Annotated in this window: 17 protein-coding genes; 10 read left to right on the top strand and 7 right to left on the bottom strand. The window is 72.4% G+C overall.

The features are described 5' to 3' along the window. Positions 1-25 precede the first annotated feature (25 nt). The 3 genes from WME85_RS42275 (at position 26) to WME85_RS42265 (ending at position 1,606) form a co-directional block, all read left to right on the top strand. The gene (locus WME85_RS42275; protein ID WP_437829773.1) at positions 26-427 is read left to right on the top strand and encodes a hypothetical protein; all 402 of its coding nucleotides are present in this window, start codon (positions 26-28) and stop codon (positions 425-427) included. 235 nt (positions 428-662) lie between these two features. After that, the gene (locus tag WME85_RS42270; RefSeq protein ID WP_437829771.1) at positions 663-1,070 is read left to right on the top strand and encodes a hypothetical protein; all 408 of its coding nucleotides are present in this window, start codon (positions 663-665) and stop codon (positions 1,068-1,070) included. A 107-nt stretch (positions 1,071-1,177) separates the two neighbouring features. Then, positions 1,178-1,606 (top strand): hypothetical protein, encoded by a 429-nt coding sequence (locus WME85_RS42265; RefSeq protein WP_437829769.1) that lies wholly within the window; start codon positions 1,178-1,180, stop codon positions 1,604-1,606. Between the two features lie 55 nt (positions 1,607-1,661). Here the strand turns inward: WME85_RS42265 and WME85_RS42260 are convergent, their stop codons facing one another. The 4 genes from WME85_RS42260 to WME85_RS42245 all read right to left on the bottom strand — a co-directional run bounded on the left by WME85_RS42260 (position 1,662) and on the right by WME85_RS42245 (position 6,516). Further along, the gene (locus tag WME85_RS42260; RefSeq protein ID WP_437829768.1) at positions 1,662-2,597 is read right to left on the bottom strand and encodes a hypothetical protein; all 936 of its coding nucleotides are present in this window, start codon (positions 2,595-2,597) and stop codon (positions 1,662-1,664) included. A gap of 126 nt (positions 2,598-2,723) precedes the next feature. After that, positions 2,724-3,152, bottom strand: coding sequence for a hypothetical protein (locus WME85_RS42255; protein ID WP_437829765.1), 429 nt, complete (start codon positions 3,150-3,152; stop codon positions 2,724-2,726). Between the two features lie 71 nt (positions 3,153-3,223). Then, positions 3,224-4,006: a hypothetical protein gene (locus tag WME85_RS42250; RefSeq protein ID WP_437829763.1), complete on the bottom strand. Its 783-nt coding sequence runs from the start codon at positions 4,004-4,006 to the stop codon at positions 3,224-3,226. Beyond that, a complete protein-coding gene (locus WME85_RS42245; protein WP_437829761.1) occupies positions 4,003-6,516 on the bottom strand; it encodes a TonB family protein in 2,514 nt (837 codons plus the stop codon). Before WME85_RS42245 ends, WME85_RS42250 begins: the two co-directional genes overlap by 4 nt. A gap of 381 nt (positions 6,517-6,897) precedes the next feature. Here WME85_RS42245 and WME85_RS42240 point away from each other — a divergent pair, with 381 nt between their 5' ends. The 7 genes from WME85_RS42240 to WME85_RS42210 all read left to right on the top strand — a co-directional run bounded on the left by WME85_RS42240 (position 6,898) and on the right by WME85_RS42210 (position 12,965). Then, the gene (locus tag WME85_RS42240) at positions 6,898-7,314 is read left to right on the top strand and encodes a hypothetical protein (RefSeq protein ID WP_437829758.1); all 417 of its coding nucleotides are present in this window, start codon (positions 6,898-6,900) and stop codon (positions 7,312-7,314) included. A gap of 65 nt (positions 7,315-7,379) precedes the next feature. Further along, positions 7,380-8,189, top strand: a complete 810-nt coding sequence (locus WME85_RS42235) for a ParA family protein (protein ID WP_437753892.1) — start codon at positions 7,380-7,382, stop codon at positions 8,187-8,189. Then, positions 8,164-9,069 carry a hypothetical protein gene (locus WME85_RS42230; protein ID WP_437829757.1) on the top strand — a complete coding sequence of 302 codons (906 nt, stop codon included), beginning with the start codon at positions 8,164-8,166 and terminating at the stop codon, positions 9,067-9,069. Before WME85_RS42235 ends, WME85_RS42230 begins: the two co-directional genes overlap by 26 nt. Further along, positions 9,066-9,983, top strand: a complete 918-nt coding sequence (locus WME85_RS42225) for a hypothetical protein (protein WP_437829755.1) — start codon at positions 9,066-9,068, stop codon at positions 9,981-9,983. Before WME85_RS42230 ends, WME85_RS42225 begins: the two co-directional genes overlap by 4 nt. Beyond that, positions 9,980-11,287, top strand: coding sequence for a hypothetical protein (locus WME85_RS42220; protein ID WP_437829753.1), 1,308 nt, complete (start codon positions 9,980-9,982; stop codon positions 11,285-11,287). The genes WME85_RS42225 and WME85_RS42220 overlap by 4 nt, the downstream gene beginning before the upstream one ends. Before the next feature lie 59 nt (positions 11,288-11,346). Further along, a complete protein-coding gene (locus tag WME85_RS42215; RefSeq protein ID WP_437829750.1) occupies positions 11,347-11,937 on the top strand; it encodes a Uma2 family endonuclease in 591 nt (196 codons plus the stop codon). Positions 11,938-12,182: 245 nt separating this feature from the next. Then, a complete protein-coding gene (locus WME85_RS42210) occupies positions 12,183-12,965 on the top strand; it encodes an SDR family NAD(P)-dependent oxidoreductase (protein ID WP_437829748.1) in 783 nt (260 codons plus the stop codon). A gap of 14 nt (positions 12,966-12,979) precedes the next feature. On the opposite strand, the gene WME85_RS42205 is transcribed toward WME85_RS42210, so the two are convergent. The 3 genes from WME85_RS42205 to WME85_RS42195 all read right to left on the bottom strand — a co-directional run bounded on the left by WME85_RS42205 (position 12,980) and on the right by WME85_RS42195 (position 16,867). Beyond that, entirely contained in the window at positions 12,980-14,377 is a 1,398-nt protein-coding gene (locus WME85_RS42205) for an MFS transporter (protein WP_437829745.1), read from the bottom strand. A 421-nt stretch (positions 14,378-14,798) separates the two neighbouring features. Continuing rightward, positions 14,799-16,604, bottom strand: a complete 1,806-nt coding sequence (locus tag WME85_RS42200) for a fatty acyl-AMP ligase (RefSeq protein ID WP_437829743.1) — start codon at positions 16,602-16,604, stop codon at positions 14,799-14,801. Beyond that, on the bottom strand, positions 16,601-16,867 hold the full coding sequence (locus WME85_RS42195) for an acyl carrier protein (protein ID WP_437304702.1): 267 nt from the start codon (positions 16,865-16,867) through the stop codon (positions 16,601-16,603). Before WME85_RS42195 ends, WME85_RS42200 begins: the two co-directional genes overlap by 4 nt. Between the last annotated feature and the right edge of the window lie 50 nt (positions 16,868-16,917).

Genomic DNA, 16,917 nt, shown 5'->3' with positions numbered 1-16,917 from the left:
TCGTTGCCGCAAGGGTGAACTGGCCATGGGGACGAACGTTGAATGGACGAAAGACATGCTTCTCATCTGGGCAATCCTGCGCAAGACACGGTCCGGCGGCTTGCCGGCGGAGGAACGGCGCGCTCTGGCCGAGCAGTTCGGCGTGAGCGAAGAGGTGGTGCTGCGTTACGAGCGCGCGAGGACCACCTATGAAGTACTGATAGGCGAGAAGCGGCGGCGCCAGGCCAAGCTGGAGACAATCCTTCGGATGACGGAAGGCGGAAAAACGTTCGAGCCCGAGAGGTATGCAGATGAGTTGGAGGCGACATTGGAGCGGATGAGAGATGCGGAGCCGGAGAACGAGCTCACCCGCGAGCTCCGTGACGCCAGGGACGCGATTCGGGCAGAGATCGGCTTGCCGCCCGTACCGCCCGAGGATTACTCCTGAGTCCTCGCCTGCGAGCGCGCCAGAGTGCTCGAAATGGAATGACTCATCCACGTGGAGTAACCCCATCCGGTTTGGTAGCGAAGCGGTAGGCTTGGGACGTCTGCGGCATCGGAGGTGCGCGATGCGACATTGTATTTTGTTGTTTCTGTTGGCTCTGTTGAGCTGCTCTGTTCCCGATGATGATACGTCGGGCCGAGTTCGAGCATGGCTCGAATCCCTTGATCGGGATGCTGACGTGGTCGAGGTCCGGTGCACCGGGAACCTCGAAGAGCCTCCCGGGAGCGGTACATGGACGGAGTATGAGCAGGTTGATCGATGGACTGTTCGGGAGGTGCTGGGGACCTTCAAAGTAGATGGTATGGATTGGACCGAGGTTGTTGCGCGCTGTATTAGCAACAGCGAACACACCTTTCCTAGACTTCTCTTCGATAAAATCAGCGAGAAGATGTCGGCGGCGGATCGCCTGCTCTTCAAGATGAGCTTCCGGCTCGACGACGTGCACTGCGACGGCGTCCCGCTGAGGTCGCCGCCGCCGCTGCCGGTGCGTAGCTGTCCGAACGACATCGACGGCTGCGACGACGCTCCTCCCATGCCGACCGACCTCCCGCCGCTCCCATCCCCGAGCGGAGGAGGGGACTTCTGAGCGACGGCGCTGTACGGTGCCGCGCCGCCGCCGTCGTCGCCCTCGCCTTCTACTCACTTCCCGGTATCGCCCGCGCGGGCGATCTCGACGCCGAGGTCGGCCTCGGCGTGGGCATCAGGCTGCTGGGCGAGCGTCGCGCCACGGGAGGGATGACCCTGCAGCCCAGCGCATCGGTCGGCTGGCGGTTCTCGGAACGGTGGAGCCTCCGCTACCGTAACGCCGTCTCCCTGTTCAACCTGAAGACCCCGCGATGGATCGGCGTCATCGACGTGAACGCCGCCCTGCTCGGGATCCACCTTCGCGATCTCACGCTCGAGGTCGGTCCGAGCCTCGACGTGTTCGCCGTGCCGCTCTGCGCCGACACATGGTGCCAGCGGGAGCACGGCCTGGCGCCGGGCGTCCATCTGGGCGCGATGCTGTCGCCACCGGAGAGCAGGCTCGGCGCCAGATGCACGGTTCATACGACGTACATCCCCGGAATCGCGTGGTCCGGGATCTCGATCAGCGCGGCCGTCGAAGGCGTCTATCGCTTCTGATGCGGCGGGCCGCGCCGGCCACGAAGACCGGCGCGGCCCGCCGCCCGTCAGCCGCTCACGGCAGCACCGCGCGCGTCGGGCACTCGCCGTCGCCCTGGAAGTCGCCGAGCGTGCGCGCCTGCGCGACGACGTAGTCGTACGCCGTCTCGATCTCCCCGAGCGCGCCCGCGAGGTTGTAGTCCTGGCCGAAGACCTCGGCGACCTTCACCTGCTTGAGCTCGTCGATCGTGGTCTCGCCGTCGCCGTCGAGGTCGCAGTCGGCGATGTACTGCGCGTACCGCTTCGTGAGCTCCGCGCCCGCGGTGATGTTGTTGAAGAACCAGTGATCGCCGTGGATGGTCGGCTTCACCGCGATCGTGCCGCCGGTCGGCACGCTGAACCCGGTCAGCTCGTCCTCGGTCGCGCAGTCGTCGAACGACGTCCCGGCCGACAGACCCCAGCTGAAGCGCACCCGCTCCGCGGGGACGCACTCCTCGCCTCGCGGGCACGACTCGCCGCCCTGCTTCTCGATGGAGCCCTCGAAGAACACCGAGTAGCCGCCCTCGACCATGAGCGCCACGTCGCCCTGCGTCGTGGGCGGCAGCGTCTTCACCCCCTCCCGCGCGTTCGGGAGGTCGAACCCGAAGCGGTCCCAGCGCACCGCGCTCGCGCCCTCGAACTCCGCGATCACGTACCTCGTGGCCGGCGCGTTCCTGAGGTCGAGCACGAACACCGAGGGATCGCTCAGCCTCTCCTTCGCGTCCGAGCGCGCCGCGCGCACGTTGCCGACCGTCACGAGGAACCGGTCGTACGTGACCCGCCAGCCGTCCGCGATGTTCTCCTCCCCCGTCCCCGGCTCGAGGCCCTCGGGGATGGTGTCCTCCGGCTCGACGAAGACCTGCACGGTGCCGGTCTCGGACGCCGCGCCGCCGTCGTCATCCCCGCCGCACCCCGCGACCAGCGCGAGCGCGCTCGCCGCGACCGCGATCCCTGTCTCTCTCGCTCTCTTCATGATCCAAGCTCCTCTTTCGCCGAAGACCGCGGACGAGCGCGCACCGGCGCGCCGCCCGCATGTGGCCGAGCGCAGGCCCGCGCACCTCGCGCGCCCCGCGCCCGCATCGCTCGCTCGCCTCGCCGCTCAGGCCGCGGGCGGAGAGCTCTTCGGCGCCAGGATCAGCAGTGGAATCGGGCGGACCTCCGGAGAGGGCCGCAGCGCGTCGAGGCGGAGCACCTCGAGCAAGGTGGCCCCTGCCACCCGGTGAAGGGGCGCGCCGAGCTGGCCGCGCAGCGCGAATGCGTCGCAGTGATCGTCGCCGACGTGACGCCGCGCGTCCTGGGCGGCGAGCCGATCTGCGGCGGGGCCGGGCGCCTCGTCGCCGGCCAGCTGCGGCGCGGCGGCGGCGGCGAGCGCCGCGGCGTGGGCCGTGTGGGCAGCGCTGACCAGCGCGCCGACGTGGACCAGCTCGCCGTGCTCGCAGCGCGCGTGCCGCACGAGCAGCGCGTGCGCCAGGCCGCAGAGCTGCGCGAGCACCGCGAGCAGCGCGACCCACCGCGCGCCCGGGCCCACGCGAGGGCGCGCGGCTCGACGGTGCGGTCGACGCGCCGCCAGCGCGCGCGCGCCCGCGCCGCGGCGGCCCCTCACGGCGCCCCCGACGCCCTTGACCAGACGAACGCCGGCGGGCTCTGCGCCGTCATGGCGATCACCAGCGCGTTGTGCGCGCGCGAGCCCGGCGCGATGACCACCTCGGCCGCCCCGCCCTCGCCCCCGGCGTCCTCCGCCAGCGCGTCGAAGTCGACCCGCGCGAGCCACGCGCCCACGTCGAAGCGGACCGCGAGCTCGACCGGCTCGGCGCCGACCGTCGCCGCGACAGCGACGCTCGGGACCGCGCGCTGCCCCTGGAACTGCGGCACCGCGTCGACGTCGGCGACGAACTCGAGCGCGTCCGCGCCCCGCGTCGCGCGCCCGCGCAGGTGGGCCGAGTGCCCGCCGGGCGCGGCGGGCGACCGCGCCGGGGCCGACTCGGTCAGGAACCAGTGGATGCCGTAATCGAACGACGCGCTCCGGATCTCCCCCTCGAAGCCGCGCACCCGGCCGAGCGGCTGCGGCTCCGGATCGAGCAGATCCACGCGCGCGATCGAGAGCACCTCGGCGATCGCGGTGCTGCACAGCGTCGCCGAGCCGGACGCGGCGGCGCAGAACTGGACCGGCCCGAACGCCACCGACGCCTCGTCGAGCGCGACCGTCCAGCCGCCGGCGGCGATCGCTCCGGGCGGCGCGGCCTCGGCGTGCGCGAGGTAGGAGACCTCCGGCTGACCGGTGCCGGCGCAGCCGAGCGCGGGGGCGGCGGCGACCGCGAGGGCCAGGAGGCCGCGCGCGGCGGAGCGGTCGTTGCCAGCGCGGCGATCGCGGCGGTCGTTCATAGCGAGAGCGTCACGTTGCCGAGGACCGTGAGCGGCGGCCCCGCGCTGATGTGCCGGGCCGGCAGCGCCGAGGGCACCGGGGTGGTCTGCCAGTTCGAGACGAACGAGTACTCGGTGTCCGCGTGCTCGGCGTCGAGCAGGTTCTGCGCCTCCACGCCCACCTCGATCCAGGGGCCCTCCTGCGCGGGGTCGCCGCCGGCGCGGAGGCTCCGCCGGAGCGACACTGACGCGTCCATCACGAGCAGCGGCGCGGCGCTCTGCGCGTACGGCAGCGGCCGCGCCGACAGGAACGTGGCGCCATAGCCGAGCCGCCCCTCGATCGGCCGGCCCGCGATCGTGACGAGCGGCTTCTTCACCGCGAGATCGGCGCGCACCACCACGGGCGGCACGAAGGGCAGCTGCTGCCCCTCGACGTACGGCGGCGTCGGGTTCTCGGGCGTCGGCGGGGGCGGCGCGTCCAGCGTGGCGTGCGCCAGGGTCGCGCTCACGCCCGCGGTCAGCGCCGGGCTCGGCGCCGCCTGCAGGTAGACGACGAGCCCGCGGCGCGTCGTCGGGCCGATGCGCGCGAGCCCGCCCTCCGCCGCGTCGAAGGCGAGATCGTACGAGAGGCGCGTCTCGTAGGCGGCCGCTGTGGCGCTGAGGCCCCCGCCGGGGCGCACCGTCGCGCCGACCTCGTAGCTCCTCACGGTCGCGAAAGGCGCGTTCTCGCCCTCCTCGAGCTGCCGCGCCTGCGGGGAGCGGTAGCCGTGGCCGTACGCGGCGGACAGGCGCAGCGCGGGCAGCGGATCGACCTCCAGCGTGGCCCGCGGGCCGAAGGCCACGCCCGCGGCCGTGCGCCGGAACCCCTCGATGTGCGTCTCCTTCTGGAACGCCGGGATGAAGTTGCCGAGGCGGTCGTCCACGTCGAAGACGAGCACGTCGGCGCGGGCGCCGCCGCGCAGCCGCGCCCAGCGCGACAGCTCGAGCAGCGCGTCGCCGTGCACGCCGATCCCGGTCAGCTGGATCGACGCGTCGACGCGCCGGTCCCACGTCTCGTTCTGCGGCGGCTGGAGCAGGTTCTGCGCCTGATCGATGCCGTCGGCCTGCACCTCGGCCCCGACGGCGACCTGGCCGGTGAGCCACGGCGCGAGCGCGGTCCGCGGCGTGCGGTAGGCGAGGCCGCCGCCGAGCGCGACGTCCTCGTTCGACTGCTCGATGAGATCGCCGCGGCCGGCCCACGCGGGCCGCACGCGCGAGCGCTGCGTGTAGCCGGTGAAGTTCATCCGGCTCCGGTACCCGGACGTCATCGCCCAGAGCCACGCGCTCTTCTGCGAGCCGTCGTCGTCCTCCCGCTCCGCCATCAGCGCGAGCTGGAGCCGGGTCGACGCGGCCGACTGCGAGCGGGCCGACGGGTCGCGGTACGTGTCGTGAAAGCCGACGCGCCCCGCCTCGATGTCGTCGCGCCGGAGCACGCCCGCGAGGTTCGCGCGGCTGCCGTGGGCCGCCACGTGGAGCAGCAGCGAGAACTCGTCCGGCAAGGGCAGCCGGTACTGGCCGACGGCGGCGCCCGAGATCGCCCCCCGCGTGCCGTCGCCGAAGCCGTCCGTGGCGCGCACCACGGCGGCCCCGAACGTGTCCTCCGACTGCGCCTCCGGCGCCCAGATCGCGAGCAGCCGCCGCGTGCCGAACGAGCCGAGCGTGCCCTTGAGCAGCAGCCCGCGGTCCTCGACGCCGAGGTCGAAGTACGCGCTGCCCGCGACGGCGAAGTCGCCCTGCTGCGGGTCGTAGACGCCCTCGACGACGCGGAGCGACCGCACCACCTCCGGGATGATCACGTTGAGGTCCCCGTACCCCTGGCCGTGCACGTGCGAGCGCTGGTTCAGCGGGACCGGCCCGACCCGGAGCTCGACGTCCTGGCCGTGCTCGGCGTCGAAGCCGCGGAGGAAGATGCGCTGCGCGACCGCCTCGCCCTCGGGGTGCGCCACGTGGACGCCGGGCGCGGCGCGGAGCATGTCGGCGGCGCTCGCGTGCGGCGCGGCGGACAGCGCCGCGCGGCCGATCCGGAAGTCGCTCGCCGCGCGCCGCGGCGGGTTCGGGCGGCCCTGCACGTGGATCTCGATCGGCTTGCCGGGCTCAGCCACCGCGTGCGGGCCCGCGACGCCCCCGGCGAACTCGACCGGCTTCGGCGGCGCGGGCGCGGGCGTCGGGGACGCCGCCGGCTGCTCGGGCGCGGGCGCCGGGGACACCGGCTCGGGCGGCGCCTCGTGCGGGCCGGGCGCGAAGTGGAACGGCACCCGGATCCGCGCCCGCACCGGCGCGCCGCCGCGCATGGCCGGCGAGAAGCGCCACCGCCGCGCGGCGCTGATGGCGGCCTCGTCGAACCCCGCGCCGCCGGACTCGGCGACGACAGCGTCGCTGACCGTGCCGTCCTTCTCGACCGTGACGAACAGCGTGACCGTCGTGTCGACGCCCTCGGCGAGCCGCTCGGGCGGGTACACCGGATCGACGTGCTCGAGGATCTGCGGCGCCACGGCCGCGCCTGGCTGCGGCTCGGGCTGCGCGAGCGCCGGCGGCGCGCCGAGCGCGCTGGCCGACAGGCAGCAGAAGAGCAGCCAGCGGCGCCTCGACGCGGCGGCTCCTTTGCGCGCACGAGCAGCGCTCTCGCCGACGTGCCTGGGCCCGCGCCCGGACGCGCACCCGCTCGGCGCGCTGGCGCGCTGCCTCGCCGCCCCTGCTTCTGGTCCAGACGCGCGCATCGGTGAGAGAGCCCCACGCGACTACCACGGCGCACAGCGGCGCCGCAAGCGCCCGCGCGCCGCGCGCCAGCGCGCACGACGGCGACGGAAGCGCGGGACGCCGCGACAGCGCCGCGGCGTCTCCCCGAGCGGCGCGCGCCCGTGTATCGTCTCGTCATGGCGAATGAGGCGCTCGTCCAGGCGGTCAAGTCCATCGTCACCCTTGCGCGCGGGGGTGACCTCGACGCTGCCTACCGGGGGTACCGCGATCTCTTCCAGAAGCCGGATTTTCTCAAGCAACGCCCCGAGGATCAGCGGCAGGTGCTGCGGCTCATGATCCTCGCGAAGGGCGTGCCGTCGACGCCGACCGAGTCGATGATCGAGGCCCACCGCGCCGCGGTGCCTGCCCTGACGGAGCTCGTCTCGATCCACGGCGACCCCGGCGACCACGAGCTCCTCGGGCTCTGCCACGTGGTGCTCGGCAACCTCGAGAGCGCCGACAAGATCTTCCGGGCCGGCCTCAAGGTCGAGCGGGAGCGCAACCCGCAGAGCGATCTGTGCGGCACGCTGATGAAGCGGATCTCGCTGCTGTAGTTTCCAGCGGCGCCCGTCCTGTAGGATGGCCCCCGGGCGCCACGGTGTGCGCTGTCAGGGAGTCCATGTACGTCATCGCGGTCGCGAGCCAGAAGGGCGGCGTGGGAAAGACCACGATTTCCCTCAACCTGGGGCTCGCCCTTGCGCGCGCCGGCCATCGCGTGCTGATCCTCGAGCTCGACGCGCAGGGGAGCCTCGGCCTGTCGCTGGGCCTCGCCGACCGCGCGCGGCCTGGCGTCGCGGAGCTGCTCACGGGCGCCGAGCGCCTCGAGTCGGTGCTGCTCCGGACGCGCGATCCGCAGCTCCAGGTGCTCACGGTCGGCCGGGTCGATCCCACGACCGTCTCGGGCTTCGAGGACGCGCTCGCCCGCGGGCCCGTGCTCCCGAGCGTGCTCGCGCGGCTCGCGCCGGACTTCGACCTCGTGGTCGTCGACTGCCCCGCGGGGCTCGGCAAGGTGACGACGCGGGCGCTCGAGGTGGCGACGCACGCGCTCCTGCCGCTCCAGGCCGAGCCGCTGGCGCTCCGCTCCGTCGGCCAGGTGCTCGCGGTGATCGATCGCGTGCGCGCCGAGGCGAACCCGCGCCTGTCGCTCGTCGGCATGGTGCTGTCGATGTTCGATCGGCAGGCGCCCGCGTCGCTCGACGTCGCCGAGACGCTCTGGACCAGGTTCCCCGACGGGATCATCCTCGATACCGTCATCCCGCGCGACGAGGCGTTCCTCGAGGCGTCGTTGCGCGGGGCGCCGCTCCTGCTCATGCAGAAGCGGCCTCCGCCGCTCGCGCGGGTCTTCGATCAGCTCGCGAACGACGTGCTCGTTCGCCTCGAGCCCACCTCGCCGGACGATGACGATGGCCCGATCTCGCTCCTCCTTTGACATCGACAGCGCCGTCGCCACCGCCGCGGCGCTCGTGAAGCGGCCGAGGACGCCGAAGGCGCGGGCGCCGTCGGTCGCGCCCGCGGGCGCGCCGCTCGTGTCGTTCGAGTCGCGGCCGCCGCCCTCGCGGGCGGAGCCGGAGCCGGTGTCGTCGCCGCCGCTGTCGCCGCTGTCGCCGGCGTTCGAGGAGCTCGCGCCGTCGAGCGACCTCCTGCCCATGTCGAGCCCGGGCGCGAGCGGCGAGATCGGGCTCCGGAGCGCGCTGCCCTCGTCGGCCGACGACGTCGACTCGCGGCACGGCATGGCGCTCGACCTGCCGTCGCCCGCCTCCTCATCGGCCTCGATCGCGGCGGTCTCCGGGCCGCGCGCCGAGCGGCTCGACGACGCGGTCGAGGCGGTCCCCGGGCCGCGCGCCGAGCGGCTCGGCGACGCTGTCGAGGCGCTCGGCGCGCGGCACGGAGACCTCCGCGAGCGGTCGCGCTTCCCGGATCTCTCCGCGGCGGGCGGCCCGGTCGCGCGCTGCGAGCGGGTGATCGAGTGGGTCGCCGAGGCGACGGGCGCCACGGACGTGTTCCTCGCGGACGCGGCCGGGCTCCCGTTCGCCGGCGCGATCCGCGACACGGAGGCGCGGCTCGCCGCCTCGGGCCTCATCGCGTCGGCGATCGGCTCGCTCGTGGCGGCGCTGCCCGGCGCCCCGTCGCAGCGCTTCGAGCTCTGCGTCGGCGACGGGCCCTTCTTCCAGCTCATCGGCTTCCAGGTGCGCTCGGCGGCGTACATCGTCGGCCTCATGCGCTCGAGCCCGCTCGTCCCGCGCGAGGCGCACGCCATCCGGGTCGCGTGCCAGCACGCGCTCGACGCCGCGATCGGGGTCGTCGGGTGAGCGCGGAGCACGGCGAGCCCTCGTTCGGTCGTGGGATCACGGCCGGTGCGGGCGCGCTGGACGACGACGATCCGCTCGCCCCGATCGCGCTCGACAGCGTCGGCTACGGCGTCGGCGGCCTCGACGCCATCATCGTCTTCCACCTCAGCGACGCGCGCGTCCACGCCGTGTTCGTGCGCGAGGGCGCGGCGCTCTCGCCTGGCGACGTCGCCGCGGGGCTGCGCGACGCGTACCTCGGCAGCCAGCTCGCCGCGCAGCGGCTCGTCCCGGAGCGCGAGGCGTCCGCCCGGTCGAACCGGGGCCGCGGCGCGCGATCGTCGAGCAAGCCGCCCGGCTCGCACGGCCGCGCGGAGGAGCTCCCGGACCCGGTGGTCACCCTGGAGCTGAGCGGCCGGACGGTCCTCCTGCGGCGCGTCCGCGCCTGCGTCGTCGCGAGCCTCTTCGACGGCACGATGCCGCTCGGCATGGCGCGGCTCGTGGCGCAGCGGCTCGCCGCGGCGCTCGCGCCCGAGCTGCCGCTCGAGGAGCCGCCCGAGGAGATGCTGAGCGACCCGCCGGGGCTGTTCGAGGAGCCGCTCAGCGCGGACACGGTGGACGATCTCGTGCGGGGGGTCGCGCGCTCGGCGCCGCCGCGGGGCGCCTCCATCGTCCCGTCGCGCCGGGCGGGCGGGACGCCGCCGCCCTCCGAGGCGCCGTCGCCCGAGGCCGCGCGGATCGAGCAGCTGCTCGCGCTGCTCGAATCCCGCGCGCCGGAGCCGCACGTGGCGCGGCTGCGGCTCGCGCTGCGCGCCGGGCTGACGCCGCTCGCGCTGGAGCACCCGGGCGAGCTCGGCGCGGAGGCGATGGTGCTGATCGAGACGGCGGTGGCGGACATCCTCGGCCTGGAGCGCGCCGCGCTGCGGAGGCTCCTGTGACGGCGCTCCGGCAGGGCTTGCGGGGTCGCATCGAGGGGCCGCTGGGCGATCTGCTCGGCCCGATCGTCCCGCACAGCCTGCTCCACGTGGCGGACCAGGTGGTGATCGCGCACTCGCACCACTTCGCGCTGTTCCTGGAGCAGACGATCTTCGACGCGCTCGGCGGGGAGAGCCGCGGCGTGCGCCGGCAGGCGGCGTTCGAGGCGGCGCACGCGCTGCTCGGCCCGCTGTACGCGGAGCGCCACGGGGCCTCGCCGCGGGAGAAGCTCGAGCTCGCGGGCGAGCTGTTCGCCGCGATGGGGCAGGGGCGGCTGCGGTTCGAGCTGAGCGCGGAGGGCGGCGCGGTGCAGGCGGAGTCGCTCTTCCACGGGACGAGCTTCCTCGCGAAGTACGGCGGCCGGGTCCAGAACCGGATGGTCGTCGACGCGTTCGCGTCCGGCTACTGCGCGGCGGCGGCGAGCCTCGCGTTCCCGTCGGACTGGGGGCGTCTGGAGGCCGACGAGGTCACGTGCGTCGGGCGGGGCGATGCGGTCTGCACGTTCTTGCTCACGCGGCGGTCCGAGCGGCCGCGGTTCGGCGAGGCGCTGACGCGCAAGCTGGTCGAGTCCGCGCGGGTGAGCTGGGCGCACGAGGGCGGCCTCGCGGCGCGGCCGCGGCGTGTGGGGTTCGCGATGCTCGAGGAGCTCGGGGCGCTCCGGGCCGACGAGCGGGGGCTCATCTCGGCGTACGGCGTGAACCTGGCGCTCTTGCCGGTGGGGTATGTGCACCAGAAGACGTTCGACACGGTGCACCTCGTCGAGCGGCGGTCTCCGGAGCTGGTCCCGGTGTTCGAGGCGCTGGTGCGGGAGGCGGCGCAGACGGGCGCGTTCCATCTGCTCGGGGGGATGCTCGCGTCCGCGTCGTTCGAGGCGGCGTGCGGCCCGGTGGGCAGGGACCAGCACGAGCGACTGGAGCAGCTCCTCGGGCTCGCCCGCGCGCTCGGCTGGGGGGCGCTCTCCGCGCCGGAGTTCCAGCCCGGCCGGCTGCTGGTGCTGCGGGCGCCGATGACGCACGAGAGCGCGTATTACGCGATGAAGCACGGTCCCACGGCGAGGGCCCGGCTCCTGTTCCAGCAGGGGACGGCGCTCGCGATCATGCAGCTCCTGCACCGCGTCGATTTCGGGACGGAGCGGCCGATCGACGCGGAGACATATGGTGGGCTGTTCAAGATAGGGACTCGGTTCCGGGTGCAAGAGACGAAGTCGCCGCTCCGGGGGGATGACACGTGTGAGGTGCGGGTGGAGGCGGTCGAGGACAGGTGGTGAGCGCTGACGGACTCGCTCGGCGCACGGCGGCGCGGTAGTCTAGGGGGGAGAGGTTGAGCATGGCCGAGCCCGCGCGGAAGCTGAAGTTCTCGTTCGCCGAGTACCTCGTCCGGGAGCATGCGAGCGAGACGAAGCACGAGTATGCGAACGGCGAGATCTTCGCGATGGCCGGGGGCACGCCGGAGCACGGGCTCATGGCGGTCAACGTGGCCAGCGTGCTCCGTGGCCAGCTCGTCGATCGCCGCTGCCGCGTCTACAACTCCGACGTCCGGGTGCGGAGCCAGGCCACAGGGCTCGCGACGTACCCGGACGTCAGCGTGGTGTGTGGTCGGCTGGAGCGCGATCCGGCGGACGAGAACAGCATCCTCAACCCGGTCGTGCTGGTGGAGGTGTTATCGCCGAGCAGCGAGGCCTACGACCGCGGCGAGAAGTTTGCTCATTACCAGGCCATCCCGTCGCTGAGCGAGTACGTGCTTGTCTCGTACCAGAGGAGGCGTGTGGAGGTCTTGCGCCGCAATGATGACGGGACATGGACGCTCCACGACGTGCGGGAGAGCGGCGTCGCGGAGCTCGCGTCGATCGGGTGCAGCCTCCCGCTCGATGAGGTGTATCGGGGCGTCTTCGAGGGGGCAGGGGAAGAGGTGGGCTGAGCGGCAAGAGGTCCTGCCGGGCCGCTGGAGGCTGATGGAGAGCAGCGCCCGCCCGCCCCTCAGCCCGGCTCGTATCGTTCCGACCCCCTGATGTGAAGCTCATGGACTGGCCTCCTCCTGGGGCGCCGCGCGGCCGGATAACTCTGGCGCGGGGCTCAGAGGAGGACGCAACCTCCTCGCGGGTCCGTCGCGCCCCCGGCGCCCGCGCGCTTGACGCCCCGTATCCGCTTCGGCAGAAGCGACGCATGCAAGACCGCGAGCTCCCCCCGCCGCCCCGGTTCGACCTCACGGGCCAGGTCGCGCTCGTCACCGGCGCCGCGCGCGGGCTCGGGGCCGCGTGCGCCGTCGCGCTGGCGCAGGCGGGGGCCGACGTGGTGCTCGGGCTGCGCGACGCGGGTCGCGACGACGGGCCGGCGAGCGCCATCCGCGCGCTCGGCCGCCGCGCGCTCCCGGTGCAGATGGACATCACCCGCGCCGAGGAGATCTCGCGGGCCGTCGCCGAGGCCGAGCGCGCGTTCGGCCGCATCGACATCCTCGTCAACAACGCCGGGATCGGCCCCCCGAACCCGGCCGAGAAGGTCACCGAGGCGGACTTCGACCATACCCTGGCCGTCAACCTGAAGGGGACCTTCTTCGTCAGCCAGGCGGTTGGCCGGGTGATGCTCCGGCAAGGCTCCGGCAAGATCGTGATCCTCAGCTCGCAGGCCGGCTTCGTCGCGCTTCCGACGGAGTCCGTTTACTGCATGACCAAGGCGGGGCTCGTGCACCTCACGCGGTGCCTGGCCGTCGAGTGGGGCCCTCACGGGATCAACGTCAACGGCGTCGCGCCGACCTTCATCCGCACGCCAGGAACGGTGAAGTGGCTGGAGGACGACGCCTTCCGCAACGATCTCCTCTCGCGCATCCCGCTCGGCCGCGTCGGCGAGCCGGTCGACGTGACCGGCGCGGTCGTCTTCCTCGCCTCACCGGCGGCCTCGCTCATCACCGGCGCCACCCTGCTCATCGACGGCGGCTTCACGGCGCGGTGACGGCGGCGCGCGCGTCAGTGCGCCGCCGCCTGCCGCTGCGGCCTCGCGTTCCACAGGCGCGTCGCCAGCGCGAAGCCGACGAGGGCGACAGGGAGCATGGCGACCGGCCACGGCATCCAGTTGCCCGGGTTCTTCGCCGCGTCGCCGGAGGGCAGGATGCTCCCGTAGAGGAACGACTGCGCTGCCGTGCCCAGGTAGACGAAGCCGTCGATGATGCCTGTCGCGATGCCCGCGTTCTTCTTACCGCCGAAGTCCATGCTCGCGGTCCCGGAGAGCATGCCGTGGACGCCGATCACGCAGAGGGACATGAACACGACGGTCCACCCCGCGATGGGCAGGCTCAGCGTGAAGAGGACGATCACCGCGCCGAGCACGAGGCCTGCATACAGCACCGAGGCGACCGGGCCGCGGCGCGACTCGAACACGTGATCGGAGATGAAGCCCGCGAAGACGCCGCCGAGGATGCCGGCGATGCAGAGGAGCACGCCCCAGTGCGTCGACACGAAGCCCTTGAGATCGGTCTTGTCCGCGAAGATGAGGTACCACTTCATGACCGCGTTGCGGAGGAATCCGCTGCAGAACTCGATGGCGACGATGATCCAGATGACCTTTTGCGAGAACATGCGCCGCGCGACCTCGAAGGGCCCGATCCGCTCTCCTGGTTCTCCTGACGAGGCGTCGGCGGTGTCGAAGTCCTGGTATCCCGCCTGGCCTGGCGTGTCGCGGATGAGGAAGAAGTCGAGCGCCGCGAACCCGAGCAGCAGTATGGCGGGGACGTGGAAGACCCACGGCATGGGCAGGAGCTTGGCGATGAATCGACTCCAGTCGTAGGCGAAGTAGAGCCCGAGAGAGATCAGGATGCCAAACACGCCGCCGAGCATCCCGCGCTCGCGGACGTGGAACCAGGGAGCGTTCACCTTGACGATGGACACGGCGCCGAAGCTCTGGAAGTACATGTTGCCGGCGAAGAGCGCTGTCATCGCGGTGATGGCCGTGTCGTGGTCGAGCTGTCCTTCCTCGGCGAAGCGGACCGCGGTGCCCATGAGCACGTTCATGAGCGCGGAGCCGCCGGCGGCGAGGAGGATGGTGACGCGCCCGCCCCACCTGTCGGTCAGCGGCCCATTCAGCAGGAAGGCGACCCCGTAGACGGCCGAGCCCCAGCCGTCGATGTTCCCGAACTCCTGCTTGCTGACGAGGTGCATCGCGTCGAGCGCCGACGCGTTGGCGGAGAAGTTGTAGCGCCCCATGTAGAGGAACGCGTAGGTGAGCCCCAGCGGAAACCAGTTGAAGAACCGCCGGCGCCGGAACTCCGCCGAGTGTCCGAGGTCGATCTTCGGCAGCCGCCGCATGACGACCGCGATCGCCGCGAGCAGCAGAAGGATCGGCAGCAGCTGATTGAGCCAAGCAGGCATGGATCGCCCTCCGGCCGCCGACGATAACGGCCCCCCGCACCAGCGGCTACGCCTTCACGCGCACCTTTGCCCGCCCGCTCGCTTCACCGAAAGCCGCCGCACAGGGCGTCCGTCACGGCCTCGAGCCGCCGGAGGGGGCAGGGAGCGTGCGGGGACGGCCCGATGACCGTCGTTCTCAGAGGAGCCGCTGCGGCATCAGACGAGCCGTTGCGGCGGGCATCCCTGGCGGCCTTGAGCCGCCGGAGGGGGCAGGGAGCGCGTGCGGCGCGCGTGGGGACGGGCCGCTGTCTGAGCACGCGCCCTGAGCCTTACCCGCAGGGTAAGGCTCAGGGCGCGTGCGAGTTCGGCGGGGCCCCGCGCGCGCCGCACGCGCTCCCTGCCCCCTCCGGCGGCCCTAGCCTTTCAGATCCCCCCGCCCGGATCACCCTCCCCGCCCGCGGAAGATGGCATGGCGGAAGTAGTTGATCTGGCTCTTCGCGAACTCCTTGGCCGCGTCCAGCCGGTCCCCGTCGCGCGACGAGCTCCGGATCAGCAGCTCCCCGTTCTCGTAGAGCTCCCGCGTCTTGCTCCGCTGGAGCTTCCCGCTCGACGTCTTCGGCAGCACGCCCATCCCGACCGCCACCACGTCGTCGACCGTGAGCCCCATGGCCTGCTGCACCACGCGGCGCACCTCGCCCTTCAGCCCCTGCTTCTCCTGCTCGTCCGACGCCGCCGTCTCGAAGACGATCACCACCCGCTCGCGGTCGTTGTGCGGCTTCATCGTCCCGAACGCGATCACGTTGCCCTTCCGGACCCCGGCGACGCGGCTCGCCTCCCACTCGAGGTCCTGCGGGTAGTAGTTGCGCCCGTTGACGATGATGACCTCCTTCGAGCGCCCGCAGATATAGACCTTGCCCTCCGCGAGATACCCGAGGTCCCCCGTCCGCAGCCACCCGCCCGCGAACGCCTCCTTCGTGAGCTCCGGCTCGTTGAAATACCCGGCCATCACGCTCGGCCCCCGCAGCCTGAGCTCCCCGACCTCGCGATCCCCGAGCGGCCGCGCGCTCTCCGCGTCGTCCGACGCGAACACCGCGATCTCGTGCCCCTCGAACGCCGACCCGCACTGCACGAGCGACGACGCGCCGTCGCTGTCCGCCGCGGCCGGCACCGCCTTGCCCTCTTTCCAGAGCGTCTCGCCGTCCACCACGTCGGTCTGCAGCCCCGTCCCGAGCGCGCTGAACGAGACGGCCAGCGTGCTCTCGGCCATGCCGTAGGAGCAGACGAACGCCTTCTCGTCGAAGCCGACCGGCGCGAACTTCTCCGCGAACGCGCGCAGGTTGTCGGCCCGGATCGGCTCGGCGCCGCAGCCGGCCACCCGCCACGTCGAGAGGTCCAGCCCCGCCATGTCCTGCTCCCGGATCCGCTTCACGCAGAGCGCATAGGCGAAGTTCGGCCCGAACGACACGTTGCCCCGGTGGCGCGTGATCGCCTCCAGCCAGCGCACCGGGCGCTTCAGGAACAGGAGCGGGGGCAGGAAGGTCACCGTGTTGACGTAGTAGAGCGGCGCGATCACGAAGCCGATGAGCCCCATGTCGTGGTAGAGCGGCAGCCACGACACGCCGGTATCCACCGACTCGCGCACCCCGAGGCCGAGATCCACGATCGCCCGCACGTTGGCCGCCAGGTTCGCGTGCGTGAGCACCACGCCCTTCGGGCGCGACGTCGAGCCGCTCGTGAACTGGAGGAAGCACACGTCGTCGAGCTCGACCTTCACCGGCTTGAGCTCCTCGCGCGAGCCCCGGATGCCCTCCACCGCCACGATCTGCTGGAGCTCCGGCGCCTGCGCCTGGATCGTGCCGAGCATGCGCTTGATCTCGGCGCTCGTGAGCAGGACCTTGGCGCCGCTCTTCGCGACGATGTGGAGCGTGTTCTCGAGGTAGCCGGTCAGCTTGCCGAGGCCGGTCGGCGGGTAGATGGGCACCGGGATGACGCCCGCGCGGATCGCGCCCAGGAAGGCGAAGATGAAGTCGGCGTTGTCCGGCAGGATCAACGCGACGCGATCGCCCTTCTGGAGCCCGAGCGCCTGGAGCGCGCCGCCGATGCGCGCGCTCGCCCGCTCGATGCCGCCATGCGTGAAGAACGGCTCGGTCTCGCTCGACTCCTCGATGAAGCGATAGCCCGTCTTCGTGCTCGCCGCTGCGTCCTCGATCGCCTGTGCGACCGTCCGCGCTTTCCAAACAGCCGTCATCCCGAGAGCCTTCCTTCGTTCTTGAGCTTGAGCTCGATGGCCTTGACGACGTCGGCGACCGTGTCGACCTCGCGCAACATGTCGTCGGGGATGGAGAGGTCAAACTTGTCCTCCATGTCCGCGACGATCTCCATCACCCCCAGCGAGTCGAGGCTGAGGTCGGCGACCAGATGGCTCGACTCCTCGATCTTCACCTCGCCGGCCGTGTGCCCTTCCAGGAGCTGGATGATCTCTGCCCGCAATGTCTCCCGTGTCCACGTCATCGTCCGGTCCTACCCCAACTGCGGCGTGGCGAGGAGGGGGCTTGCTCCGG

This window comes from Sorangium sp. So ce1153 (genome assembly GCF_051521595.1).
In the GTDB taxonomy this organism is placed as follows: Bacteria; Myxococcota_A; Polyangia; order Polyangiales; family Polyangiaceae; genus Sorangium.
The sequence above is the reverse complement of the archived record's forward strand: the minus strand, read 5'-3'. Positions and strand labels throughout refer to the sequence as shown.

Excerpts from the sequence above, each read along its gene's own strand:
- WME85_RS42275 (WP_437829773.1), top strand. The coding sequence starts at position 26 with ATGGGGACGAACGTTGAATGGACGAAAGACATGCTTCTCATCTGGGCA.
- WME85_RS42260 (WP_437829768.1), bottom strand. The coding sequence starts at position 2,597 with ATGAAGAGAGCGAGAGAGACAGGGATCGCGGTCGCGGCGAGCGCGCTC.
- WME85_RS42250 (WP_437829763.1), bottom strand. The coding sequence starts at position 4,006 with ATGAACGACCGCCGCGATCGCCGCGCTGGCAACGACCGCTCCGCCGCG.
- WME85_RS42240 (WP_437829758.1), top strand. The coding sequence starts at position 6,898 with ATGGCGAATGAGGCGCTCGTCCAGGCGGTCAAGTCCATCGTCACCCTT.
- WME85_RS42235 (WP_437753892.1), top strand. The coding sequence starts at position 7,380 with ATGTACGTCATCGCGGTCGCGAGCCAGAAGGGCGGCGTGGGAAAGACC.
- WME85_RS42230 (WP_437829757.1), top strand. The coding sequence starts at position 8,164 with ATGGCCCGATCTCGCTCCTCCTTTGACATCGACAGCGCCGTCGCCACC.
- WME85_RS42215 (WP_437829750.1), top strand. The coding sequence starts at position 11,347 with ATGGCCGAGCCCGCGCGGAAGCTGAAGTTCTCGTTCGCCGAGTACCTC.
- WME85_RS42210 (WP_437829748.1), top strand. The coding sequence starts at position 12,183 with ATGCAAGACCGCGAGCTCCCCCCGCCGCCCCGGTTCGACCTCACGGGC.
- WME85_RS42205 (WP_437829745.1), bottom strand. The coding sequence starts at position 14,377 with ATGCCTGCTTGGCTCAATCAGCTGCTGCCGATCCTTCTGCTGCTCGCG.
- WME85_RS42200 (WP_437829743.1), bottom strand. The coding sequence starts at position 16,604 with ATGACGGCTGTTTGGAAAGCGCGGACGGTCGCACAGGCGATCGAGGAC.
- WME85_RS42195 (WP_437304702.1), bottom strand. The coding sequence starts at position 16,867 with ATGACGTGGACACGGGAGACATTGCGGGCAGAGATCATCCAGCTCCTG.